Source organism: Actinomadura sp. RB99 (genome assembly GCF_014706005.1).
Classification (GTDB): domain Bacteria; phylum Actinomycetota; class Actinomycetes; order Streptosporangiales; family Streptosporangiaceae; genus Spirillospora.
In genome coordinates, this window is sequence record NZ_JABMCA010000109.1 from 1 (window position 1) to 23,193 (window position 23,193).

Sequence of the window (23,193 nt, forward strand, 5' to 3'; positions counted from 1 at the left end):
CCAGCGGCCGGCGCCGCGCCCGGATGAGCGCCCGCACGCAGCCGGCCGCGGCGGGCACGGCCGCCAGCGCCCCCGCGGTGAGCAGGAAGCCCGCCGCCGTCCCGGGACCGGCGAACGCCCCCGGCACCAGCATCCACGCCGCGACAGCCATCGGCAGCAGCGCGTTGCCGGGCCGCCGCCCGCCGGACGCGGCCACCAGCCCGCCGACGGCGAGGAACACCGCCACCGCCGCGACGCCCGACCAGCCGGGCCAGCCGTCCACCCATCCCGACCCGCGCGCGGCGGCGCGCTGGGCGCGCTGGACGGGTTCCGACCCGGAACCGCCGTGCTCGTGCACGAGCCACGCCGTCATGTCCAGGACCAGCCCGGCCAGGACGCTGACGACCGCCTCGCGGTGCCGCCACGCGGGGACGACGGCCAGGGCGGCGCACAGCGGCAGGACCAGCCACAACGCCTGCGACGGCCGCATCGCCGCGACGAGCGCGAGGCTAGCGGTGAGCCCGAGCATCGCGGGGTAGTCCTGCCGGTCGCGGGCGACCCGCAGGAAGCAGCCGGCCGCGGCGAGCGCCCCGAGCGCGCACCACAGGTCGGGCATCGCCTGGGACCCGTAGAGCTGCGCCGCCCACAGCCCGCCGAACAGCACGCCCGCGCCCGCCAGCGTCTCGGGGCGGTGCAGGGGCCGCCACGCCCACAGCGCGGCGAACAGCCCCGCGCCGGAGGCGACCGCGAGGTAGATCCGCATCGCCGCGGTGGAGGAGGTCGCCTGGACGACCGGGGCGACCAGCGCGACGGTCGCGTGCCCGCGCGACACGTCGAGGAAGGCGCCCGGGTCGCCGCTGCGGGCCTGCCACACGTTGCCGACCTCGCCCGCGCCGAGCGTCATGCCGGCCGGGACGAAACGCAGCTGCGCGGCGGTGAACGCCAGCGCGACCACCGTCACCCAGGGGACGGCGCCGTCGGCGCTCCCCGTCCGGGGCGGTGCGTTCACTGCGGTCGGCATGGTCTCTTTCTACTACAAACCCGGTAGTACACCAGCGGGTCGCCGATCAGCGTCCCTCGCCGGCGAAGAACCGCTCGACGATCGCCTTGGCGGCGGTGCCCGTGTCGTACTCGCCGTGGAGCTCGGAGAACCGGCGGCGGGCGGCGGCGTACCCGGTCCGCACGCCGTCCAGGTCGCCGAGGGCGGCCAGGAGCCCGTCCTCGTCCTCGGCGACCGGTCCGGGCGTCGGGGCGGGGAGGCCCCGGCCGCCGGTCCGGAGACGCGTACGGTCCGGAGTGTAGAAGACCATCGGCCGGTCCAGCAGCGCGTAGTCGAACATGATCGGGGCCTCGTCGGTGACCAGCGCGTCGGATAGCAGCATCAGGTGCGTCGCGTCGTGGACGGCCGCCGTGTCGATGACGGTGCCGTCCATGCCGGGCGGGATGACCGCGCTCCCGCCGCCGGCCGGGCGGACGAGCAGGACGTGCGTCCCGCCGAGTTCCCGGACGAACCGTTCCAGCGGGAACGCGAGCTCCAGGGGCCGGTCGCCGTCGCCGGTCCGCAGCGCCGGGGCGTACAGCACCGCGTAGCGCCGGTCCCCGCTCAGCCCGAGCCGCCGCCGCAGCGCCGCCAGTTCGTGCGGGTCGCCGCCGGTGATCAGCGGATCGTTGCGGGGGCAGCCCGACCGGAGCGGTTCGGCGCCTGCGCCGCCGCCCGGCGCGGGGACGTCGTGCTCGGACCGCACGATGAGATGATCGGCGCGGTCGCGGGCGGCGAGCGCGCCCTGCCCGTCCGTCGGCTCGTCCGGCGGCGTCGGGGCCGGGCCGCGCGGGATCTGCACGTAGGTGGTCTGCGGGCGCTTCACCAGCCCGGCGGGCAGGCTCTGGTCGTCGACCCAGAAATCGGCGCGGGCCAGCGCCCGGTAGTAGGCCCACGAACCGCGCTTGACCAGCAGCGCCTCGTCGGGGAAGCCGCGCCGGTCATCGCGGTAGGACCAGATCGCCCGGTACGGGGCGGCGCTGTCGCGCAGCGCCCGGAAGACGTACTTGGGATCGCCGCAGTACCGGGCGCCGTGCCGGCTCTCGAACACGACGGTGCCCTTGCTGACCGGGAGCCGCACCAGGACCCGGTTGAACACCGCGATCTTCGTCCGGCGGGCCGCGAACCGCTCGCGCAGCCCGCGCTCGGCACGGACGAACCGGCGCCACCAGCGCCGCCCGGCGCCCGTGCGGGCGACCCGGCGCAGCGCGGGCAGGGTGACGCGGGCGGGCCAGCGCCCGGCCGCCATCCGCAGCGCGAGTTCGCCGGTCGCGGCGACGTAGGCCTCCAGCCGGTCGCCGGCCGCGCGGCTCAGGCGCGGCCGGACGGGCACGGCGAGGTCGCAGTGCGCGGTGCCCTCCGACGTCAGCCGCACCTCGACGGGGGTGCCGCCGACGGTCAGCCGGAGCCACACGCCCCACGTCTGGTCGACCAGCCCGATCGGGCGGATCACCTGGGCGGGGAAGAAGACCGTCTCCCAGGCGATCCGGCCGTTCTCGCGCCGCACGGTCGCCGGGACGCCGAACGCCCGGCCGGGCCGCCGCCGGTCGCGGATCTCCAGCCGGCCGCCGAGCTCGGCGTCCTCGGGGATGCGGCCGAGCGGGTTGACGACGGTGCCGGACATGCGCAGCGCCTTGCCGTCCCGGCGCATCGCGGTGACCCGGCCGCCGAGGACCAGCTCGGACAGCGGCGCCGAGTGCACGCCGAGGCCGGTGATGTCGAGGACGCGGCGGGCCGGCGCGGCGCCGAGGTGGTTGCCGGTCCAGTAGATCCGGCCGTCCCGCTCGGCGGGGGCGATCGACAGGACGGGCCGGCCGCCGCCCTTCGGGGCGTGGTCGGCGGCGGCCATCGCCGCCTCGATGTCGCGCTCGCGGACCATCAGCGCGGCGATGGCGGGCATCTTGTCCGCGGCCTCGAACACGGCGTCGTCCAGCCGTTCGAGGTAGGGGCGGGCCAGCCCGACGAACGCCTCGCGGTGCCAGGGGTCGCGGCTGCGCAGCTCGCGCAGGTAGAGCAGCAGGTCGTGGTTGACGAACTTGACGTCCTTGACCAGCGCGATCTCGTCCGCGCCGCGCGCGCGCAGCGCCGCGTCGATGCGCCGGTGGATCTCCAGCCGGTCGGCGAAGTTGCTCAGCTCGGCGCGCCGGTTGCTGATCGACAGGGTGCCGCCGCGCGGGTCGACCAGCCAGTTGTAGACCCGGTGCGGGATGACCGCGATCCGGTTCGCGCCGAGGTAGGCCTCGGCGCTGAAGAGCAGGTCCTCGTAGTGCAGCCGGTCGGCGAAGCGCAGCCCGGCGCGGTCGAGGAACTCGCGCCGGTAGCACTTGTTGGTCGCCAGCGTGTCGTAGAGGAGGTCGGGGTTGTCCAGGATGTCGTCGTAGACGGCGCTCTCCCGGTAGAGCCGCGCGTACCAGGAGTGCTCGCGGTCGGGCAGGACGCGGACGCAGCGGCCGGACACGAGGTCGGCTCCGGAGTCGTCGGCGGCGGCGACCATGTTCCGGCAGGCGTGCGGGTCGAGGGTGTCGTCGCTGTCGAGGAACATCACGTAGCGGCCCTTGGCGTGCCGGAGGCCGATGTTGCGCGGCCGTCCGCAGCCGCCGGAGTTCACCGGGAGGGTGAAGGCGCGCACCCGGCCGGGGTCCCGGGCCGCCAGCCGGGCGGCGACGGCGGGCGTCGCGTCGGTGCTCGCGTCGTCGACGATCACGACCTCGACGCCGGGCAGCGACTGCCCGAGCGCCGAGCGGACGGCGCGGGGCAGCCGCGACGCGTCGTTGTAGACGATCACCACGACGGTCACGTCGGGTTCGGGTGGCATCGGCTCCACCGCCCTCGCTCCTCGGCCAGCACCTACTATCGCGATAGTAAGAGCCTGCGGGTAATCGGAACGTAAGCGCCGGGCGCACCGCGCCCGGCCTGGGGATATACCCCGGACCGGGCGGAAACTCCCCGACCGGTCGCCCTTCGCCGCGACAGCGGGCAGCGCGTCCGGACGGGCGATCAAGGCCCCTGTCCCGCGGGCCGGGCCTCAGCCCTCGCCGCCCTCGCTCAGCAGCCGCTGGAGCAGTTCCTCGTCCTCGGGCGCCAGCTCGGACACGAACCGGGCCAGCACTGCGGCGCGGTCGCGGCGGCGGCGCAGCAGCTCGTTCATCGCGGCGGCGGTGTGGCCGGCCTCGTCAACGGCCGCGGAGTACACGAACCCGCGCCCCTCCCGCTCGCGGCTCGCCAGCCCCTTGCGGGCCAGCCGCGCCAGCGTGGTCATCACCGTCGTGTACGCGGGGGCGCCGGGCAGCACGGCCTGCACGTCGGCGGGGCTCATCGGGCGCGCGCCGTCCCACAGGACGGCCAGCACGGCGTCCTCCAGCATGCCCGCCGGGCGCCGCCCCCGGTCGTCCTCGTTCACAATGCCTCGCCCCCGCAGCGGGTTTACTACGTCAATAGTAGAAGGACCGCCCCCGCCCGTCCACGCGGCATGATGTCACGCGCCGGCCTGGTGTCGCTCGCCGGCGGCCGCGCCCCCGGCTTCCGGGTTCGGGGTGAGGGCGGTCAGGCCGGCGGCGACGCGTGCGGCGGTCTCGCGGAGCCAATCGTGAACTCGCGCCCCTCGGTGGCCGGGTCGAAGTCGGCGCGGCTGGTGAACAGCCGCTCCCAGGTTCACGCGTTACCTATCCATGCGGTCGATGAAAGCCATACGAGGAATCGATTTCCCAGATCAGCCCTGGTTGCCGCAAGGTTAAGGCGGACATCGAGAGGACACCCCGTGGAAGATCACGCGCACCGGTCCGGCCCCTTCGCGGTCGGCACCTTCTCCAGCGGCGGCGGCCCGCGGTTCGCGGGCCTGGTCCAGGACGGGCGGGTCCTGGACCTGCGCACCGTCCCGGGCCTGCCGGGCGGCGGGGCCACGACCCGCGGCCTGCTGGAGAGCTGGGACGACGCCCTCCCGCTGCTGCACGCCGCGGCGGAGTCGGGCGGCGAGCGGCTGCCGCTCGACGGGCTGGCGGTGCACACGCCGGTCGAGCCTCGGCAGATCCTGCAGTCGGGCGCCAACTACCGCACGCACGTCATCGACCTCGCGGTGGCGCACGAGCCGGAGGGCGGGCGGCCCGCCGAGCAGGTGCGCGAGGAGACGGCCGCGATGATGGACCGGCGCGCGGCCGAGGACCGGCCGTACATGTTCATCGGACTGCCCTCCTCGGTGACGGGCCCCTACGACGACGTGGTGATCCCGGACTGGTGCGAGAAGCCGGACTGGGAGCTGGAGCTGGCCGCGGTGATCGGCCGCCCGGCGTACCGGGTGCCGGCGGACGAGGCGCTGGAGCACGTCGCGGCCTACACGATCGCCAACGACCTGACGGCGCGCGAGGCGGTGTTCCGCCGGGACATGCCGGAGATCGGCACGGACTGGCTGCGCGCGAAGAACCCGCCGACGTTCACCCCGCTCGGCCCGTACCTGGTCCCCTCGGCGTTCGTCCGGGACCCCGGGGACCTGCGGGTCACGCTGCGGCTGAACGGCGACGTCATGCAGGACGAGTCCACCAAGGACATGATCTTCGGCGTGGCGCGGCTGGTGGCGTACGCGTCACGGACCGTCCGGCTGCTGCCCGGCGACCTGGTCCTGACCGGCAGCCCGGCCGGCAACGGCATGCACTGGGGGCGGCTGCTGCGGCCCGGCGACGTCATGGAGGGCTCGATCACGGGCCTCGGCGCGCAGCGCAACCGGTGCGTCGCCGAATCCGCCGGCGCGGAGGACGCGTGATGCCCGACCGCACCGACCCCGAAGGCGCGATCGCCGAGGCCGCCGCGAAGTACTCCAACTGGGGGCGCTGGGGCGACGACGACGTGCTCGGCACCGTGAACTTCATCGACGAGGCCAAGCGGCGCGAGGGCGCGGCGCTGGTCCGGCGGGGCGCGTCGTTCTCGCTGTCGCAGCGGTTCGACATGAACGGCCCGCAGAAGGGCTGGCGGCGCCGCACCAACCCCGTCCACACGATGCTGGACACCGGGACGGACGCGGCGCTCGGCAACCAGGGCTTCCCGCACGGCATCGGCGGCGCGGACGACGTGGTGGCGATGCCGCTGCAGTGCTCCACGCAGTGGGACGGCCTCGGCCACATCTTCGACCACGGCAAGGCGTGGAACGGCCGCCCGGCGGAGAAGGTCGTCACGTCCGACGGCGACCTGGTCACCGGCATCGAGCACATGGCCGCTCCGGTCGCGGGGCGCGGCGTCCTGCTGGACGTGGGGCGCGTCGCCGGCGAGGACGGCGAGCTGCCCGACGGCTTCGCCATCACCGAGGAGCATCTCCAGGCGGCCATCGACGCGCACGGCGTGACGGTCGGGCGCGGCGACATCGTCTGCGTCCGCACCGGGCAGCTCACGCGCGCGCGCCGGGACGGCTGGGGCGACTACGCGGGCGGTCCCGCACCCGGCCTGTCGTTCACCACGGCCGGATGGCTGCACCGCACCGAGATCGCCGCGATCGCCACCGACACGTGGGGGGTCGAGGTCCGGCCCAACGAGTTCGACGACGCGTTCCAGCCGCTGCACCAGGTCGCGATCCCGAACATGGGCCTGCTGATCGGCGAGCTGTGGGACCTGGACGCGCTCGCGGCCGACTGCGCGGCCGACGGCGTGCACGAGTTCTGGCTGGCCGCCGGGCCGATCCCGGTCACCGGCGCGGTCGGCGCCCCCGTCAATCCCATCGCGGTGAAGTGAGGTCGGCATGGCAGCAGTCGGGAACGTCCTGATCGTCGGGGGCGGCACGGCCGGTTCGGCGCTGGCCGCCCTGCTGGCGCGGGGCGGCGTCGCGGTGGACGTCGCGGAGATCACGCCGGGCGCCGGGGCGCTCGGCTCGGGGATCACGCTGCAGGGCAACGCGCTGCGGGTCCTGCGCGACCTCGGCGTGTGGGACCGGGTGAGCGCGTCCGGGTACGCGTTCGACGTGCTCGGCCTGCGGGCGCCGGACGGGACGCTCATCGCGGAGATCCCGGACGCGCGGACCGGCGGCCCGGACCTGCCCGCGACGCTCGGCATGAACCGTCCCGAGCTGGCGGCGGTGCTCGCGGACGCGGTGCGGGACGCGGGCGCGACCGTCCGGTTCGGCCTCACCGCCACCGCGCTCGACGACTCCGGCGACCGGGTCACCGCGCACCTGTCCGACGGATCGACCGGCACGTACGACCTGGTCGTGGGCGCCGACGGCATCCGCTCCGCGGTGCGGGGGCTGATCGGCGTCGACGTGTCGCCGGAGCCGACCGGGATGGGCATCTGGCGGATCCACACGCGCCGTCCCAAGGGCGTCGAGCGGACCGACCTGATCTACGGCGGGCCGTGCTTCATCGCCGGGTACTGCCCGACCGGCCCGGACACCATGTACGCCTACCTGGTGGAGAAGGCGCGGCCCCGCGAGTCGGTCGCGGACGCCGACAAGCCGGCGCACATGCGCGCGCTCGCCGAGGGCTATGGCGGCGCCTGGGACGAGATCCGCGCCGACATCACCGACCCGGACCGGATCAACTACACCTGGTTCGAGTCGCTGCTGGTCGACCGGCCGTGGAACCGGGGCCGGACCGTCCTGATCGGGGACGCGGCGCACGCGTGCCCGCCGACGCTCGCGCAGGGCGCGGCGCAGTGCCTGGAGGACGCCGCCGTCCTCGCCGAGCTGCTGCTGGGCGCCGACCGGCTCGACCAGGCGCTGTTCGACGCGTTCATGGACCGGCGGTTCGAGCGCGCCAAGGCGGTCGTCGAGGCGTCGGTGCAGCTCGCGGAGTGGCAGCTGCACCCGTCCCCGGACGCCGACGTCCCCGGCCTCATGGGCCGTATCAGCGCGATCGTGTCGGAGAAGCCGTGAGCGAAGGGAACCCGGGGGCCGCGGGCGTCCTCACCGTCGACGTGCACGCGCACGTGCTGCTGCCGCAGATCGAAGAGGCGGTCGCCGGCGCGCCCGGCCACGCCGAGCACCGGGAACTGGACGCGCGCCGCAACGGCCCGGAGTCGTTGCGGGTCGGCGGCAAGATGATCGGTGAGCGGTTCGAGCGGCTGACGCGGATCGAGGCGCAGCTCGCCGACATGGACGCCGCCGGGGTGGACGTGCAGATCGTCAGCCCGTCGCCGTCGCACTACCACTACTGGACCGCGCCGGACCTGGCCCGCACCGTGTTCACGATGGCGAACGAGGCCACCGCCGCGCACTGCGCGCAGGCGCCGGACCGGCTGCATGGGCTCGGGCTCGTCCCGCTCCAGCATCCGGACCTCGCCGTCGAGGCGCTCGACCACGCGCTGACGCTCGGGCTGAAGGGCGTCGAGATCTCCTCGCACGCCCCCGGCCGCGAGCTGTCGGACCCGGAGCTGGATCCGCTGTGGGCGCGGGCCGCCGCGTCCGGCGCGGTGGTGTTCCTGCACCCGTTCGGCTGCACGCTGGACGAGCGGCTCGACCGGTACTACCTGTCCAACATCGTCGGGCAGCCGGCCGAGAACGCCGTCGCGCTGTCGCACCTGATCTTCTCCGGCGTGCTCGACCGGCACCCCGGGCTGAAGGTCGTCGCGGCGCACGGCGGCGGCTACCTGCCGACCTACCTGGGCCGCGCCGACCACGGCTGGCGGGTGCGTCCCGAGGCGCGCGCCTGCGCCGAACCGCCGAGCGCCTACCTGCGGCGGATCTGGTTCGACTCGCTCGTCTACGAGCCGGACGCGCTCCGCGCGCTGATCGCGGCGGCGGGCGCGTCGCAGGTCGTCCTCGGCTCGGACCACCCCTTCGACATGGGGGTGGACGACCCGCTCGACCGGCTGCGCGCCGCCCTGCCGCCCGGCCCCGGCCTGGACGCCGTGCGCGGCGGCAACGCCGTCGCCCTCTTCGACCTCAAGGAGCACTGATGCCCGACCGCCTCATCACCCATCTGCGCCATGTGGACCTCGCCGTCCCCGACTACGGCAGGCAGCGCGAGTTCTACTCGGGCGTCTGGGGCCTGACCGAGGTCGCGGGCGACACCGGCATCTCGTTCCTGGCGGCGGAGGGGTCGCCGGAGCAGTACGTCGTCCGGCTCAGGACGGCGGACGAGAAGCGCCTCGACCTGGTGTCGTTCGGCGCCGCGTCCCCCGCCGACGTCGACGCGCTCGCCGCCCGGCTCGGCGCGGCCGGCGTCACGATCGTCGCCGAGCCCGGGAAGCTCGCCACACCCGGCGGCGGCTACGGGTTCCGGTTCTTCGACCTCGACGGCCGGACCGTCGAGGTGTCGGCGGACGTCGCCGTCCGCGAGCACCGGAGGCTGGAGGAACGCGAGGCGGTCCCGGTCCGGCTGTCGCACGTCGTGCTCAACGCCCCCGACCTGGACGCCACCCGCGCCTGGTACGAGACGCACCTCGGCTTCGCGCTCAGCGACACGCTGACGTCCCCGCACATGGGCAAGGTCATGCACTTCATGCGCTGCAACCCGCAGCACCACAGCATGGCGATCGCGAAGGGGCCGCACACGTCGCTGCACCACGTGTCGTTCGAGATGCGGGGGCTGGACGAGTACATGTTCGGCACCGGCCGCCTGCTGCGTGCCGGGGTCCGGATGATCTGGGGGCCGGGGCGGCACAAGGCGGGCGACAACACCTTCTCCTACTTCCTCGACCCGCACGGCAACACCGTCGAGTACACCACCGAGCTGGAGACCCTCGACGAGGACTCCTGGCACCCGCACCTGTACGACTTCTCCGACCCCGACGTCACCGACCAGTGGGGCACCGCCAACCCGATGAACGAGCTCATCGCCAAGGAGTCGTTCAACGACCCCGACCGCGGCGTCTTCGTCGCCCCGCCCGTCTGATCCGCAAGGAGCCCCATGCGTCTCGCCACGTACCTGCACCAGGGCGCCCGCCGCTGCGGCGCCGTCGAGGGCGACCGGGTGCTTCCGTTCCCGGACGGCACCGCCCTCCTCGACGTCGTCGCGTCCGGTTCGGTCCCGGCGCCGGCGGGCCCGGCGGTCCCGCTCGCGGACGTGCGGCTCCTGCCGCCGCTGGAACCGCCGTCCGTGCGGGACTTCGTCGCGTTCGAGGAGCACGTCGAGGGCGTCCGGAAGGCCGTGGACGGCGCGTCCGGCGTCCCGGACGCCTGGTACGACGCGCCGGCGTTCTACTTCTCCAACCCGCACGCGATGGTCGGCGCGCACGACGACGTGCCGCTGCCGCCCGGCTGCCGGGCGCTCGACTTCGAGCTGGAGGTCGCCGCCGTCATCGGCCGGGCGGGCGCCGACCTGTCCCCCGAGCAGGCCCGCGACCACGTCTTCGGCTACACCGTCTTCAACGACTGGTCGGCGCGGGACCTGCAGTCGCGGGAGATGCGGGTCGGGCTCGGCCCGTGCAAGGGCAAGGACTTCGCGACGACGCTCGGGCCGTGGCTGGTCACCGCCGACGAGCTGGAGCCCTACCGAGACGCCGACGGGTTCCTGCGGCTCGCGCTGACCGCCGAGGTCAACGGCGAGGTCGTCGGGCGGGACCTGCTGTCGAACATGGGCTGGCCGTTCGAGGACCTCGTCGCCTACGCCTCGCGCGGCGCCCGGCTGCGGCCCGGCGACGTCCTCGGCTCGGGGACCTGCGGCAACGGCGGCTGCCTCGCCGAGCTGTGGGGGCGCGGCGGCGCGCAGGACCCGCCGCCGCTGGTGCCGGGCGACACGGTCGCGCTCACCGTCGAGGGCATCGGCACGGTGTCCAACACGATCGTCCCGGGAGCGGCACCCGTCCCGATCCCGCCCGCGCGCAAGCGGACCCGGGAGCGCCCGTGAACCGGGTCGCGCCGCCGGACGGCGCGGTGTACCGGCGCCTGGACGTGACGTCCGAGCCCGGCTGGGCCGGTCTCGCCGCCTGGCTCCGCGCGACCCACGGCCGGGTGGACGGCCTGGTCAACAACGCGGGCGTCACCTGGCGGGCCCGGCACCGTGGACGAGATCGCCCCGCTGGTGGTGTTCCTCGTCTCCGACGAGGCGTCCTACATCACCGGCGCCAAGCCCATCTCCGACGCCCTCCGTTGAGTCGCGGCGGGCCGTCGCCATGAGGCCGCTCATGGCGACGGCCCGCCGCACGTCAACGGGTCGGGGGTGGGAGGGGGAGGTCTCGGAGGCGGGCCTTCTGCACCTTGTTGGAGCCGGTGCGGGGCAGGTCGTCGACCACGTCCAGGTACACGGGGATCTTGTACTTGGCGAGGCGGCCGGCGAGGAACTCCCGCAGTTCGGCGAGGTCCAGCGCGGCGCCGGGGGCGGTGACGACGAAGGCCCGGCCGACCTCGCCCCACCGGGCGTCGGGGACGCCGATCACCGCGGCCTCGGCGACGGCCGGGTGCTCGAAGATCGCGTTCTCGACCTCCGCCGGGTAGACGTTCTCGCCGCCGGAGATGAACATGTCCTTCACCCGGTCGACGATGTAGAAGTAGCCCTCGTCGTCGACGTGGGCGATGTCGCCGGAGCGGAACCAGCCGTCGTCGGTGAACGCGGACGCGGTCGCCTCGGGGGCGTTCCAGTAGCCCGGCGTGACGTTCGGCCCCTTGATGACGACCTCGCCGGGCTCGCCGGGCTCCACGTCCGTCAGGTCGGGGCGCACGCACCGGACGCCGGTGAAGAACACCGGCACCCCCGCCGACCCGGCCTTGCGCTCGCTCTGCGCGGCTTCGAGGAACGTCGCGCCCGGCGCCGTCTCGGTGAGGCCGTAGCCCTGGCAGAAGACGAGGCCGCGCTCCTGGTAGGTGTGGATCAGCCCGGTCGGCACCGGCGCGCCGCCGGACATCAGGCTGCGGACGGACGACAGGTCCGCGCCGTCCCAGCGCGGTGACTGCGCGAGCGCGGCGAACATGGCGGTGACGCCGAACATCCAGGTGACGCGGTGCCGCTCGATGAGGTCGAGGCACTCCTCGACGTCCCAGGACGGCATGATGACCGAGCATCCGCCCTTGAGGAACGTCGGCAGCAGGCACTGGTTCAGCGCCGCGACGTGGAACAGCGGCGCGCTGACCAGCGTCACCTCGTCGCCCGCGACGTCCACGCCGACGAGCAGGTTGTAGCAGTTCCAGACGAGGTTCCCGTGGGTGAGCATCGCGCCCTTGGGACGTCCGGTGGTGCCGGACGTGTAGAGGATGCACGCCACGTCGTCGAGCGTGACCTCCGTGTCGGTCGGGGCCGGGTCGCCGCCCGCGAGCCACTCCTCGTAGGCGAGTTCGCCCTCGGCGGGCTCGCCGACCGCCACGACGGTCGCGGGCGCCCGCTCGGCCGCGCGGACGACCGGCGCGCATTCGGGCGCGTAGACCAGCACGGACGCGCCGCTGTGGCCGAGCATGTAGTCGATCTCCGGCGCGGCGAGCCGGAAGTTCAGCGGCACGAAGATGGCGCCGAGCACGTGCGCGGCGAACATCGTCTCGGCGAACGCCGGATGGTTCGGCCCGAGGTAGGCGACCCGGTCGCCCTTGCCGACGCCGGCGGCGCGCAGCCGGCCGGCGAGCCGCGCCGTCCGGTCGTGGGCCTCCCCGTACGTCGTCGGGCGGTCCCGGAAGACGAAGGCGGTGCGGCCGGGCGACATCGCGGCCCGCCTGGCCGGCCATCCCCCGAGTCCTGCGTTCACCACGGTGTTCTCACTCCTCTTGCTGAGCAGCGTTTGCGGATGGCCGGCCGCGCGGCCCGATCGGGGCCGGGGCGGGCGGGAAGGGCGGTCAGGCGTAGTGGCGGTAGACGGCCTGGGCGACGCAGGCGGGCTTGGCCTCGCCGTCGATCTCGACGGTGAAGTCGCAGACCATCTGCACGCCGTTCCCCGGGACGTCGGTCACGTCGGCGACCCTGCCGGCGAGCCGGATCCTCGAACCGACGCGGACGGGGCTCGGGAACCGGACCTTCTCCAGGCCGTAGTTGATGCTCATCTTCGTGCCCTGGATGCCGAGCAGGTCGTTGAACAGCGGGATGACCAGCGACAGCGTCAGGTAGCCGTGCGCGATGGCCGCGCCGAACGGGCCGTCCTTGGCCTTCTCGGGGTCGGTGTGGATCCACTGGTGGTCGTCGGTGGCGTCGGCGAAGGTGTTCACCCGGTCCTGGGTGATGTCGAGCCAGCGGCTGTGGCCGAGGTCCTTGCCGGCCAGGGCCTTGATCTCGTCGAGACCGGTGACGGTGATCATGCGTTCTCCTTGCCGGTGAGCCCGAGCAGCCGGGCGGCGTTGTCCTTGAGGATCTTCGGGCGGACCTCGGGCTTGATCTCCAGCTTCGCGAAGTCGGCGAGCCAGCGGTCCGGGGTGATGACGGGGTAGTCCGAGCCGAACAGCACCTTGTCCTTCAGCAGGCTGTTGGCGTACCGGACGAGCTGCGGCGGGAAGTACTTCGGCGACCAGCCGGACAGGTCGATGTACACGTACGGCTTGTGGTTGGCGACGGCGAGGGCCTCGTCCTGCCAGGGGAACGACGGGTGCGCCAGGATGATCCGCAGCTCGGGGAAGTCCACGGCGACGTCGTCCACGAGCATCGGGTTCGAGTACTTCAACCGGATGCCCCCGCCGCCGGGGACGCCGGCGCCGATGCCGGTCTGCCCGGTGTGGAACAGCGCCGGGACGCCCAGCTCCTCGATCGCCTCGTACAGCGGGTACGCGAGCGGGTCGTTCGGCGCGAAGCCCTGGATGCTCGGGTGGAACTTGAACCCGCGCACCCCGTACTGCTCGACGAGCCGCCGCGCCTCGCGCACGCCCGCCCGCCCCTTGTGCGGGTCGACGCTGGCGAACGGGATCAGGACGTCGGGGTGCTCGGCGCAGCTCTCGGCGACCTCCTCGTTGGCGATGCGCGGCCAGCCGGTGGCGTGCTCGGCGTCGACCGTGAAGACGACGGCCGCCATGCCGCGCTCGCGGTAGTAGGCGGCCATCTCGGGGATGGTCGGCTGGCGGTGCCCGTGCGCCTTGAAGTACTCCTCGGACGCGCCGAACAGCTCCGGGCTCAGCGAGCCGTGCCCGTCCGCGCTGATCTCGGCGTGGGTGTGGACGTCGATCGCGGTCAGCGCGTCGACGTCGATCGTGAGGTCGGCCATGTCAGCCCTCCGGTGCCTTCGGCGCGGGCATGCCGTAGGTCTCCGGCTCGGCGCCCACGCCCGTGCTCCACTCTTCGGCGATCGCCTCGGCGCTCCAGCCGCCGTCGGCGAACGCGACCGCCTTCTCCTTCGGGTGCGCCCACAGCGCCAGCCGGTCGCCGCCGATCCCGATCGCCTGCCCGGTGACGTCCTTGGACGCGTCCGAGGCCAGGAAGACGACCAGGCCGGTGACGTCCTCGACGGTGCCGAGGCCCTCGTCCTTGCGCAGCCAGTCCGGCAGCGGCTCGCCCGTGCGCTCGGACTCCTCGATGACCGGGCCGAACGCGGGGATCGTCTTGGTCATCTCGGTCGCCGCGACCGGCACGACCGCGTTCACGGTGATGTTCGCACGGGCCAGCTCCATCGCCCAGGTGCGCGCCATCGCCGCGATGCCCGCCTTGGCGGCGGCGTAGTTGGTCTGCCCGAAGTTGCCGCGCTGCCCGGCCGGGGAGGAGATGAGGATCAGCCGCCCGCCCGTGCCCTGCTCGCGCATCCGGGCCGCCGCCGCGCGGGCGCAGGTGAAGGTGCCGCGCAGGTGGACGCGGACGACGTCGTCGAAGTCGTCGTCGGTCATCTTCCACAGCACCCGGTCCCGCAGGATGCCCGCGTTGGTGATCAGCACGTCGAGCCGGCCGAACTCCCGGACGGCCGTGCCGACCAGCTCGTCGGCGGTCTCGGTGCCGCCGACCGCCGCGACGACGCCGGTCGCGGTGCCGCCCGCCGCGGTGATCTTCGCGACCGCCGCGTCGACCGCGTCCCGGTCCACGTCGTTGACCACCACCGAGGCGCCGGCGGCCGCCAGGGCCTCGGCGTAGGCGAGGCCGAGGCCGCGCCCGCTCCCGGTGACGACGACGACCTTCCCGTCCAGTTCCATAGCTCCCCACAATCGACAGGAATCCTGTTGATGGCCCAGTGTTCACATTCAACAGGTTTCCTGTCAATGCCCTACCCTGGACGCGTGCCGCGCGACCAGGGAGAGCCGATGACCGACAGCCCGCCGCCGACGCCCGCCGGCAAGTCGCCGCCGTCGCTGCTGTACCTGGTCAAGCGGCTGGAGCTGCTCGTCCGATCGCGGCTGGAGGAGCTGGTCAGGCCCGCCGGCATCACCGCGCTGCAGTACACGGCGCTCACCGTCCTGGAGCGGCACGACGGGCTGTCGGCCGCCCAGCTCGCCCGCGACTCGTTCGTCACCGCGCAGTCGATGGCCGACATGGTCCGCGCCCTGGAGACCCGCGGCCTCGTCCGCCGCGAGCGCAACCCCGCGAACCGGCGCGAGCTGCTCATCCTGCTCACCGGCGCCGGGCGCGCCCTGCTGGACGACCTCGCCGGGCCCATCGGCGAGCTGGAGGAGCGGATGATCCGCGACCTGACGTCCCGCCAGGTCGGCCAGTTCCGCACCACGCTCACCGACACCTGGCGCGCCCTCTCCTGACGCGGGGCCGGGTGCCGCGCCCGAATCGCCGCCCCGGACGGCGTTCCCATGGCAAGATCAGCCGACCCCCTTGAAGAGCGGAGGCGGCGGCTGTGCAGCCACCATCGGACCAAACGCCGTACGGAAACGGCGGATCCCCCTACGGCGCTCCCCAGCAGACGCCTTACGCCGGTCAGCCTTACGCTGGTGCGCCTTCTGCCGGCCAGCCCTATGGCGGCCAGCCCTACGGCGGTCAGCCGTACGGCGGTCAGCCGTACGGCGGGGAAGCGTATGGCGGGCAGCCCTATGGCGGTGCGCCTCATCCCGGTCAGCCGTATGCGGGGCAGCCCTATGCCGGTCAGCAGCCGGCCCCGTACGCGCCGGCTCCGCAGCAGACGCCGTACGGCGCGGCGCCCGGCCAGCCCATGCCCCACGGTGCGCAGCAGACCGCGCACTACGGGACCCAATGCCGCTTCTGCGGTTGCGTCCCGGCGGCCGACACCACCTTCCGCGGCCACCGCGGCATGATCCTGATCATGTCGTTCCTGCACACCAAGGGACCGTTCTGCCGGGACTGCGGCCTGGCGGTGTTCCGGGACATGACGGCCAAGACCCTGATCGGCGGCTGGTGGGGCTACGTCTCCTTCGCCGCGACGCCGATCACCGTGCTGATCAACCTCACCCGGCACGGCAAGGTCGCCTCCCTGGCGCCGCCGATGCCGCCGCCCGACGGCAGCCCCCACCGCCAACCCGCCGATCCCGGCCCGCCGCTGATGTCCCGCCCGATCGCCATCATCGGCGCGCTCGTCCCGGTCCTGCTGGTCGTCCTGCTCCTGATCGTCGCCGTCGCCGGAGGCTGACGGCCGTGGCCCGCGCCGGCGGGCTACATGAAGTTGCGGGTGTGCAGGGCGGACAGCTCGGCGGCCTCGCCGTCGGGGAAGCCGAGGTGGGCCAGGCGGCGCCGGCGCCCCTCGTCCATCTCCCTCCGCAGGTCCAGCACCGCCGCGTGCCCGCGCCGGACGGCCCGGGGCGACCACTCGCCGGCGGCGAGGAGGACCAGCGCGTCGAAGACGTCCTGGTTGAGGCCGGTGGACGCGGCGAGGGCGTCGTGGCGGCGCTCGACCGCCGCCCGGAGCCGCGACCGGAAGCGCGGATCGGCCTCGGTCCGGTGCCGGAGATGCGCGACGCCGAACGCGACGTGCCGGGCCTCGTCCTGCCGGGCGAGGCGGACCGCCCGCCGGGTCACCGGGTCGGGGGCGTGCCGGTCGAGGAACGCGAGCAGGGTGAGGAAGGTGCCCTCGCCCAGTACCGACAGCAGGAAGGACGCCAGCGAGAAGTCGGGCTCGGTCAGGAGGGTGGCGAGGGACGCGCGGCCGCCGGCGGCGGACGTCCCGAGCGGCCCGCCGCGGAGCGCCGCGCGCCGCGCGAACACCTCGACGTGCCGGGCCTCGTCCGCCGCCTGGACCGCCAGGAGCTGCACGACCTCGCGGAAGTGCGGGTGGACGCGGGCGAGCAGCCGGGCCGGGACGACCAGCGCGGCCTGCTCGTTCTCCACGAGGTACGTCATCACCTGGACGACGGCCCGCTCGATGTCGGGCGGCAGGGTGAAAGCGGCGTCCCACGGGACGGCGGTCGCCGGGTCCCACTGCGCGGACGCGGCGTGCGCGTAGAGCGCGGGGGCGATCTCCGCCCAGACCACGTCGCGCTCGGCGAGGTCGAATGCCGGTTCCGGACCGCCGGGTTCGACGAGCGCGCCCCTGGCGGCCAGGCCCCAGTGCGCGGGCGCCGCCGCGACGACGCCGTCCGGTCCCCTCGCGTCGCCCGCCCGTTCCGCGCGCGCCCAGCGGTCGGTGCCTCCCGGCACGACCCAGGCGAGCACGGGTTCCTCGCCCGCAGCGACGGTATGGCCGCGCGGGCGGCACCACGCGCGCAGGTGCGCGTCGAGCAGCGGGTCGCGGCCCCGGACGCCGAGCCGCGCGCCCGGCGGCAGGTCGCCGAGCGCCCGCTGCACGAGCAGGTGCGCGCCGCTCTCGAAGCCCAGGTCCTCGAGGTCGAGGACGGGGTCGGTCAAGGCCGGTAGCCCGGCGCGGTGATCGCGCCAGCCGCATCGTAGAACCCCTCGTCGTCCACGGCCCGTTCGAGGAGCGCGTAGCCGCTCGTCCGCGCGGGGCGCCAGGCGGTGAGCCCTTCGAGGTCGAACAGCGTCCGGACGTCCGGGTCGGACGCGTCCATCGACAGCAGCAGGTCCCGGAACCGGTCCGTCTCGGGCGTGGCGCGGGCGGCGGTCATGGTGCAGTGGTCGTAGGGACGCGTCCGGCCGATCACCCGGGTGCCGCCCGGAGGCAGCGTGCCCTCCCGCACGAACAGCAGGTGGCAGGAGTCGACCATGCACGCCGCCGCGACGTCGCCGGACATCATCGCGCGCGCCGCGGCGCGCTCGCCGCCGACGTGGTCGCCGTGCAGCCCGACCCCGACGTCGAACCGCCGGACCGCGACCTCCTCCCCCGGCCGGAGCCCGTGCTCGCGCAGCAGCGCGGACGGGAGCAGCGTGGCCTGCGGCGAGTCGATCGCGCCGGTCCCGACCGTCTCGCCCTTGAGGTCGGCGACGTCCTTGTACGGGGAGTCCTCCCGGACGACGACCACCGAGGTCAGGTCCTGGTCGGTGTCCCGCATGGCGAGCGGTTCGAGCCGTTCGCCGGCCATGCGGCGGGCGCGGACCCACGCCAGCGGCGAGTTCCACGCGACGTCGACGCGTCCGGCGGCCAGGTCGTCCACCTGCCGCTCGTAGTGGGAGTAGAGGACGAAGTCGACATCAAGACCCTGCCGGGCGAACCAGGCCCGGAACCCCGCCCAGATCGTGACGACCTTGGGGTCGTAGGCGACGGCGCCCATCACGAGCGTCATCCGGAGGCCCCCTCGAAGAGCGGCATGCCGAGGCTCGCCCGCCCGACGAAGTCGTGCAGGGCCTGCGTGGTCGGCGCCATGACCGGGCCGCGAGCGAGTCGCGGAACAGCCGCTCGACACCGCACTCCTTGCGGAACGCCGCACCGCCGCAGAGCCGCATCGTCGCGTCCGCGACCTCGGACGCCGCCTCGGCGGCGACGGCCTTGACCTCCAGGACGCGCAGCGTCGCGTCCTCACGCCCTCCGGCGAGCGCCGCGAGCGCGTCGCGCAGGAACGCGCGGACCTGGTCGGTGCGGATCCGCAGCTCGGCGAACCGCGCGCGCTGCATCGGCTGGTCGGCGAGGGTCTGCCCGAGATGCTCCAGCTTCGTCCGGGTCAGGTGCGCGGCGGCCTCGGCGGTGAGCGCCTCCATCAGCCCGAGCGAGAACGCCGCGCTCAGGACCAGGAAGTGGGGCAGCGCCGTCGCGAGGGCGATGTCCAGCCCCTCCCCGTCCGCCCCGAGCATGTCCTCCCGGTCGACGAGGACGCCGTCGGCCTTCACCGGGCTGGACGCGTTGCCGCGCAGCCCCAGGCCGTCGAACGCGCCGAGGACGCTCAGCCCTTCCCGGTCCCGCGGCACCAGCCAGAGCGTCATCGGCCCGTCGGCGGCGAGCGGCCGGCTCGACCAGACGTAGCTGTCCGCCTCGCCGGCCGAGGTGACCCAGCTCTTGTCGGCGTCGAGCCGCACGCGCCCGCCGTCGCCGGACGCGGCGGTGCCGAGCGGCGCCCAGAAGTGGCTGCGCGAGCCCGCCTCGGAGAACGCGAGCGTGCCGAGGTGCGCGTCCCCGGCGATCGCCTCCCGGACGTCCTTCGGCCCGTGCGCCTCGATCAGCGCGGTGGCGGCGTAGTGCATGAGCAGGACCATCGCCGTGGACCCGCAGGCGCCCGCGAGCCGCTCGACGACGTGCGCGGCGGCGCCGAGCCCCTCGCCGCGCCCGCCCGCCGACTCGGCGCTGATGAGGCCGAGCAGGCCGGCGTCCGCCAGCGCGCCGACGTTCGCGCGGGGGAAGGCCCCGGCGCGGTCGACCTCGGCGGCGCGCGGGCGAATGAATTGCTCGATGACGTCCTGAATGGCGCGCGCGTAGTCGTAGGACAACCGTCCGCTCCTTTTCGCGTTGGGTTCATGGAGCGTCGGCGAAATGGCCGGAATCACCGGAGGCGCCGACGCGGCAGCGGGCCCGCCGGCGCTATTCGAAGTCGTCGGGGCTCAGATCCTCGAGCGCGCCGCCCCGCCCCTCGGGGGACGTCGGCGAGAAGCCCTCCTCCTCGTCCGGGCGCTTCCGGCGCCGGGACGCGTCCTCCCCGCCCTCCGTCCGGGAGCTTTCCGGCTCCTCGTCCCCGGCACCGCCGCCGGCCGTCGGCTCGCTCATCGTCTCCCCCGAATATCGCTGGTCAGGCCCTTCCCTTACCCGTGGCGCGCGTCACGGATTCGGTGCGGAGACCCCGGGGTAGACAAAATGCGGCACTCATGGCCACCGGTTGGTTCAAGCGAGGCTCAGGAGTTCGTTGTGCTCATCGTCACGGGAACGGCGGCCAGCGCCATCCGCAATCTGTCGTGCGGGCCGGGCCTGCCGGGCGGTGCCGGCATGCGGATCGCGCCGCTCGACGGCGACGCCTCCCTCCTCGCCGTGACGCCGGCGGAGCGCCCCGCCTCGACCGACGAGGTCGTCGAGGCGGAGGGCGCCCGCGTGTTCCTGGACTCCGCGGCGGCCGCCTACCTGCACGACAAGGTCCTCGACGTCCGCCTCGACGACCAGGGCGCGGTGTCGTTCCTCATCACCGCGCCGACCCGCTGAGGACGGTTCAGCGCCACCAGTCGTCGAGCGGCGAGACCGGGACGGTCCGCTTGTGCCGGGTCGCGAGGTAGACCGACTCCACCTTCTCCGCCACCTCCGGGGGGACGTCGACGCCCTCCAGGTACGCGTCGATCTGGCCGTACTTCAGGCCGAGCGCCTCCTCGTCGGGCAGCGCGGGCCGGTCGTCCTCCAGGTCGGCGGTCGGCACCTTCTCCCAGGTGCTCGGCGGCGCGCCCAGCTCCCGCAGCAGCGCCGCGCCCTGCCGCTTCGTCAGGCCGGTCAGCGGGGTGACGTCCACGCCGCCGTCGCCGTACTTGGTGAAGAACCCGGTGACCGCCTCGGCGGCGTGGTCGGTGCCGACCACGAGCAGGCCCAGCTGCCCGGCGATCGCGTACTGGATCACCATGCGCTCGCGGGCCTTGATGTTGCCGCGCACGAAGTCCCGCAGCACCGGCTCGCCGTCCAGCAGCTCGCGCAGGCCCTCCGCCGCCTCTCCCGCGACGGCGTCCGCGCTGGGCCTGACGTTCACCGCGATCGACCGGTCGGGCCGGATGAACTCCAGCGCGACCCGCGCGTCGTGCTCGTCCGCCTGCACGCCGTACGGCAGCCGGACCGCGACGAACGTGGCCTCGTACCCCTCGGCCCGCAGTTCCTCTGCGGCGAGCTGGCACAGCCGCCCGACCAGAGTGCTGTCCTGCCCGCCGCTGATCCCGAGGACGTAGCCCTTGGCCGAGGTCGACCGCGCGTAGTCCTTGAGGAAGGCGACCCGCTCCCGGATCTCGTCCGCCGGAACAATGGACGCCTTGACGCCGAGCTCGTCGATTATCCGCTTCCGTAGGTTCGTCACCGGCACACTGTAGCCGCCGTTATCCGGGGCGGCTCGTCAGCTTCTCGCGTAGCCGTCGGCTTGGAGGGTGAAAAGGCGGGCGTACTCTCCCTGCAGCGCCATCAGCTCATCGTGGGTCCCGCGTTCGGTGATCCTCCCCTCGCTGAGGACGACGATGACGTCCGCGTCGCGGACCGCGCCGAGCCGGTGCGAGATGAGAACGCTGGTCCGGCCCCGGCGGTGGCGGCGCAGGGACGCGTGGACGGCGTGCTCGGCGTCCGCGTCCAGGCCCGAGCTCGGCTCGTCCAGCAGGAGCAGGTCGCGGCTCTGCCGCAGGAACGCGCGGGCGAGCGCGAGGCGCTGCCACTGCCCGCCCGACAGGGCGACGCCGGAGCCCTCGTCGCGGTCGGCGAAGATCCTGCTCAGCATCGTGTCGTAGCCGCGCGGCAGCGCCTCCAGGGCGTCGTGGACCCCGGCGCGGGCGGCGGCCTCCCGGATGCGGTCCGGGTCGTCGCCGGACGCCAGGTCGCCGAGCATGATGTTCTCGGCGGCGGTGAGGTCGTACTCCATGAAGTCCTGGAAGACGACGCCGATCCGCTCGCGGAGCTGCGCCGGGTCCAGGTCGCGCAGGTCCACGCCGTCCCACCGGACGGAGCCCTTGTCCGGGTCGTACAGCCGGCACAGCAGCTTCACGAGCGTGCTCTTGCCGGCGCCGTTCACCCCGACGAGGGCCACACTGCGGCCGCACGGGATGTGCAGGTCGACCCCGCGCAGGATCCAGGGGTGGTCGTCGCTGTAGCGGAACCACACGTCGCGCAGCTCGATGCCCTGCCGCAGCGCGGGGACCGGCCGGCTGCCCGGCCGGACCGGCATGTCGGGCTCGGCCTCCACGATCGCGGTGTAGTGGCCGAACAGCAGCAGGGCGTTGTGCGCGTCCGCCCACCGGTCGACGATCGACGTCAGCGCCGCCTGGACCCCGGCGACGGCCGCGACGAACATCGTCACGTCGCCGGCCGTGATGCCGCCCGACGCGGCCGCGAGCACGGCCCACACCAGCCCGCCGCCCGCGACGAGCCCGCCGACCAGGGCGAGCAGCCCCTGGCCGCGCAGGGTCTTCAGGTCGACCCGCCGCTCGGCGGCGTTGGTGGCGCGGACCTCGTCGAGCATCCGGGCGCGGAAGAAGTCGCCGAGCCCGAACAGCCGCACCTCCTTGGCCGCCTCGGGCCTGGTCAGCAGCTCTCCGTAGAAGATCTCCCGCCGCATCCCCGGGCTGATCCGCCACATCGTGCGGGCCCGCTCCCGGCTCAGCGCGAGCTGGACGCGGACCGCGGGCAGCGCCGCCAGGAAGATCACCGCGACCAGCAGCGGGTTGATCACCAGCAGCGTGCCGACGAACCCCGCCATGGTGATGGCCGCCTGCGCGATGGTCAGGGCCCCGACGATCAGCCGGTCCGGCGCGTTCTGGCTGGACTCGTGCGCCAGCCGGAGCGTGTCCTGGAACTCCGGGTCCTCCAGGCGGCGCAGCCCGCCGTGCGCGTTGACCGCCCCGAACAGCCGGGCCGCGACGAGGGCCCGCACCGCCCGGCGCAACTGGGCCTGCGCGTAGGTGGAGGCGTGCGGCAGGACGACGACGCACAGCCCGCAGGCGGCGAGCCCCACCGCGAGGGCGGGCAGGGCGTCGTGGTTCCGGTGGGTGGTGAGCGCGTCCAGGACGCCCTTCGTCAGCCACGCCGTCGCGACCGGCGCGAGCCCGGTGAGCACGGCGAGCAGGACCGCCCCGGCGGTCGCGCCGGGGTGCGCCCGCCAGGCCAGCGCGGCGACGGCCGCGGTCCGCCGCGGCGTCCGCTCCGCCCGGTTCACGTGCCCGCCGTCATCGGCAGGTCGAGCGCGCAGTGGACGCCGTCGAAGACGACGCTCGCGACGAGATGGGGCCACGATGTCCCTCAGGGCTGGTCGGCCGCACCGGCGCGGAGCGCGCGCTGCGGCCGGCACGAACGGCGGGTCGTCCAGGGGGCGGGCCGGCCGGCGCGGCACCTGCCGAAGTATCCGTCCGCCTCGCGGCGGCCGCGGTCCCCGGTGCGGAACCAGCCGTCGCCGACGGCCTCGCGGGTGGCTTCGCCGTTCTTGTGGTAGCCGAGGA

Annotated in this window: 23 protein-coding genes and 1 pseudogene; 10 read left to right on the forward strand and 14 right to left on the reverse strand. The window is 74.2% G+C overall.

Features of this window, described 5'->3' with window-relative positions:
- The 3 genes from amrb99_RS46260 to amrb99_RS46270 all read right to left on the reverse strand — a co-directional run.
- A partial coding sequence (locus amrb99_RS46260; RefSeq protein ID WP_206700375.1) for a hypothetical protein occupies positions 1-1,000 on the reverse strand: 1,000 nt, incomplete at its 3' end.
- 46 nt (positions 1,001-1,046) lie between these two features.
- Positions 1,047-3,833: a CDP-glycerol glycerophosphotransferase family protein gene (locus amrb99_RS46265; RefSeq protein WP_241756577.1), complete on the reverse strand. Its 2,787-nt coding sequence runs from the start codon at positions 3,831-3,833 to the stop codon at positions 1,047-1,049.
- Between the two features lie 210 nt (positions 3,834-4,043).
- Entirely contained in the window at positions 4,044-4,418 is a 375-nt protein-coding gene (locus amrb99_RS46270) for a BlaI/MecI/CopY family transcriptional regulator (RefSeq protein WP_347257152.1), read from the reverse strand.
- 357 nt (positions 4,419-4,775) lie between these two features.
- Here amrb99_RS46270 and amrb99_RS46275 point away from each other — a divergent pair, with 357 nt between their 5' ends.
- The 7 genes and pseudogenes from amrb99_RS46275 to amrb99_RS52875 form a co-directional block, all read left to right on the forward strand.
- On the forward strand, positions 4,776-5,771 hold the full coding sequence (locus tag amrb99_RS46275; protein ID WP_347257153.1) for a fumarylacetoacetate hydrolase family protein: 996 nt from the start codon (positions 4,776-4,778) through the stop codon (positions 5,769-5,771).
- A complete protein-coding gene (locus tag amrb99_RS46280) occupies positions 5,771-6,730 on the forward strand; it encodes a cyclase family protein (RefSeq protein WP_194737790.1) in 960 nt (319 codons plus the stop codon). Before amrb99_RS46275 ends, amrb99_RS46280 begins: the two co-directional genes overlap by 1 nt.
- 7 nt (positions 6,731-6,737) lie before the next feature.
- Positions 6,738-7,865 carry an FAD-dependent oxidoreductase gene (locus amrb99_RS46285; RefSeq protein WP_190868465.1) on the forward strand — a complete coding sequence of 376 codons (1,128 nt, stop codon included), beginning with the start codon at positions 6,738-6,740 and terminating at the stop codon, positions 7,863-7,865.
- A complete protein-coding gene (locus amrb99_RS46290; protein ID WP_190868466.1) occupies positions 7,862-8,887 on the forward strand; it encodes an amidohydrolase family protein in 1,026 nt (341 codons plus the stop codon). Before amrb99_RS46285 ends, amrb99_RS46290 begins: the two co-directional genes overlap by 4 nt.
- Entirely contained in the window at positions 8,887-9,825 is a 939-nt protein-coding gene (locus amrb99_RS46295; protein ID WP_190868467.1) for a VOC family protein, read from the forward strand. The genes amrb99_RS46290 and amrb99_RS46295 overlap by 1 nt, the downstream gene beginning before the upstream one ends.
- 15 nt (positions 9,826-9,840) lie before the next feature.
- On the forward strand, positions 9,841-10,779 hold the full coding sequence (locus amrb99_RS46300) for a fumarylacetoacetate hydrolase family protein (RefSeq protein WP_190868468.1): 939 nt from the start codon (positions 9,841-9,843) through the stop codon (positions 10,777-10,779).
- Between the two features lie 120 nt (positions 10,780-10,899).
- Positions 10,900-11,025: pseudogene (locus tag amrb99_RS52875) on the forward strand (hypothetical protein); the annotation flags it as partial.
- 52 nt (positions 11,026-11,077) lie between these two features.
- Here amrb99_RS52875 and amrb99_RS46310 read toward each other — a convergent pair.
- The 4 genes from amrb99_RS46310 to amrb99_RS46325 all read right to left on the reverse strand — a co-directional run bounded on the left by amrb99_RS46310 (position 11,078) and on the right by amrb99_RS46325 (position 14,951).
- Positions 11,078-12,604, reverse strand: a complete 1,527-nt coding sequence (locus amrb99_RS46310; RefSeq protein ID WP_190868469.1) for a long-chain-fatty-acid--CoA ligase — start codon at positions 12,602-12,604, stop codon at positions 11,078-11,080.
- 85 nt (positions 12,605-12,689) lie between these two features.
- Positions 12,690-13,145, reverse strand: coding sequence for a MaoC family dehydratase (locus tag amrb99_RS46315; RefSeq protein ID WP_190868470.1), 456 nt, complete (start codon positions 13,143-13,145; stop codon positions 12,690-12,692).
- On the reverse strand, positions 13,142-14,023 hold the full coding sequence (locus tag amrb99_RS46320) for an amidohydrolase family protein (protein ID WP_347257154.1): 882 nt from the start codon (positions 14,021-14,023) through the stop codon (positions 13,142-13,144). Before amrb99_RS46320 ends, amrb99_RS46315 begins: the two co-directional genes overlap by 4 nt.
- Positions 14,024-14,039: 16 nt before the next feature.
- Positions 14,040-14,951: an SDR family oxidoreductase gene (locus amrb99_RS46325; protein WP_190868472.1), complete on the reverse strand. Its 912-nt coding sequence runs from the start codon at positions 14,949-14,951 to the stop codon at positions 14,040-14,042.
- A 108-nt stretch (positions 14,952-15,059) separates the two neighbouring features.
- Between amrb99_RS46325 and amrb99_RS46330 the strand changes: the two genes are divergently transcribed.
- A complete protein-coding gene (locus amrb99_RS46330; RefSeq protein ID WP_190868473.1) occupies positions 15,060-15,509 on the forward strand; it encodes a MarR family transcriptional regulator in 450 nt (149 codons plus the stop codon).
- A 404-nt stretch (positions 15,510-15,913) separates the two neighbouring features.
- Positions 15,914-16,348 (forward strand): hypothetical protein, encoded by a 435-nt coding sequence (locus tag amrb99_RS46335; protein ID WP_190868474.1) that lies wholly within the window; start codon positions 15,914-15,916, stop codon positions 16,346-16,348.
- A gap of 23 nt (positions 16,349-16,371) precedes the next feature.
- Here amrb99_RS46335 and amrb99_RS46340 read toward each other — a convergent pair whose 3' ends face one another.
- The 4 genes from amrb99_RS46340 to amrb99_RS46355 all read right to left on the reverse strand — a co-directional run bounded on the left by amrb99_RS46340 (position 16,372) and on the right by amrb99_RS46355 (position 19,801).
- Positions 16,372-17,559 (reverse strand): ferritin-like domain-containing protein, encoded by a 1,188-nt coding sequence (locus amrb99_RS46340; RefSeq protein ID WP_190868475.1) that lies wholly within the window; start codon positions 17,557-17,559, stop codon positions 16,372-16,374.
- A complete protein-coding gene (locus amrb99_RS46345; protein ID WP_190868476.1) occupies positions 17,556-18,392 on the reverse strand; it encodes a phosphate/phosphite/phosphonate ABC transporter substrate-binding protein in 837 nt (278 codons plus the stop codon). Before amrb99_RS46345 ends, amrb99_RS46340 begins: the two co-directional genes overlap by 4 nt.
- Positions 18,301-19,527: an acyl-CoA dehydrogenase family protein gene (locus tag amrb99_RS46350; RefSeq protein WP_241756576.1), complete on the reverse strand. Its 1,227-nt coding sequence runs from the start codon at positions 19,525-19,527 to the stop codon at positions 18,301-18,303. Before amrb99_RS46350 ends, amrb99_RS46345 begins: the two co-directional genes overlap by 92 nt.
- Before the next feature lie 91 nt (positions 19,528-19,618).
- Positions 19,619-19,801, reverse strand: coding sequence for a hypothetical protein (locus amrb99_RS46355; RefSeq protein ID WP_190868477.1), 183 nt, complete (start codon positions 19,799-19,801; stop codon positions 19,619-19,621).
- A 138-nt stretch (positions 19,802-19,939) separates the two neighbouring features.
- On the opposite strand from amrb99_RS46355, the gene amrb99_RS46360 reads away from it, so the two are divergent.
- Positions 19,940-20,227, forward strand: coding sequence for a Fe-S cluster assembly protein HesB (locus amrb99_RS46360; protein ID WP_190868478.1), 288 nt, complete (start codon positions 19,940-19,942; stop codon positions 20,225-20,227).
- A 7-nt stretch (positions 20,228-20,234) separates the two neighbouring features.
- On the opposite strand, the gene nadE is transcribed toward amrb99_RS46360, so the two are convergent.
- The 3 genes from nadE to amrb99_RS46375 all read right to left on the reverse strand — a co-directional run.
- A complete protein-coding gene (gene nadE / locus amrb99_RS46365; protein ID WP_190868479.1) occupies positions 20,235-21,074 on the reverse strand; it encodes an ammonia-dependent NAD(+) synthetase in 840 nt (279 codons plus the stop codon).
- A gap of 36 nt (positions 21,075-21,110) precedes the next feature.
- Positions 21,111-22,913, reverse strand: a complete 1,803-nt coding sequence (locus amrb99_RS46370; protein WP_190868480.1) for an ATP-binding cassette domain-containing protein — start codon at positions 22,911-22,913, stop codon at positions 21,111-21,113.
- Positions 22,914-22,996: 83 nt separating this feature from the next.
- Positions 22,997-23,193 (reverse strand): hypothetical protein (locus amrb99_RS46375; protein ID WP_190868481.1); only part of this gene is annotated, 197 nt, incomplete at its 5' end.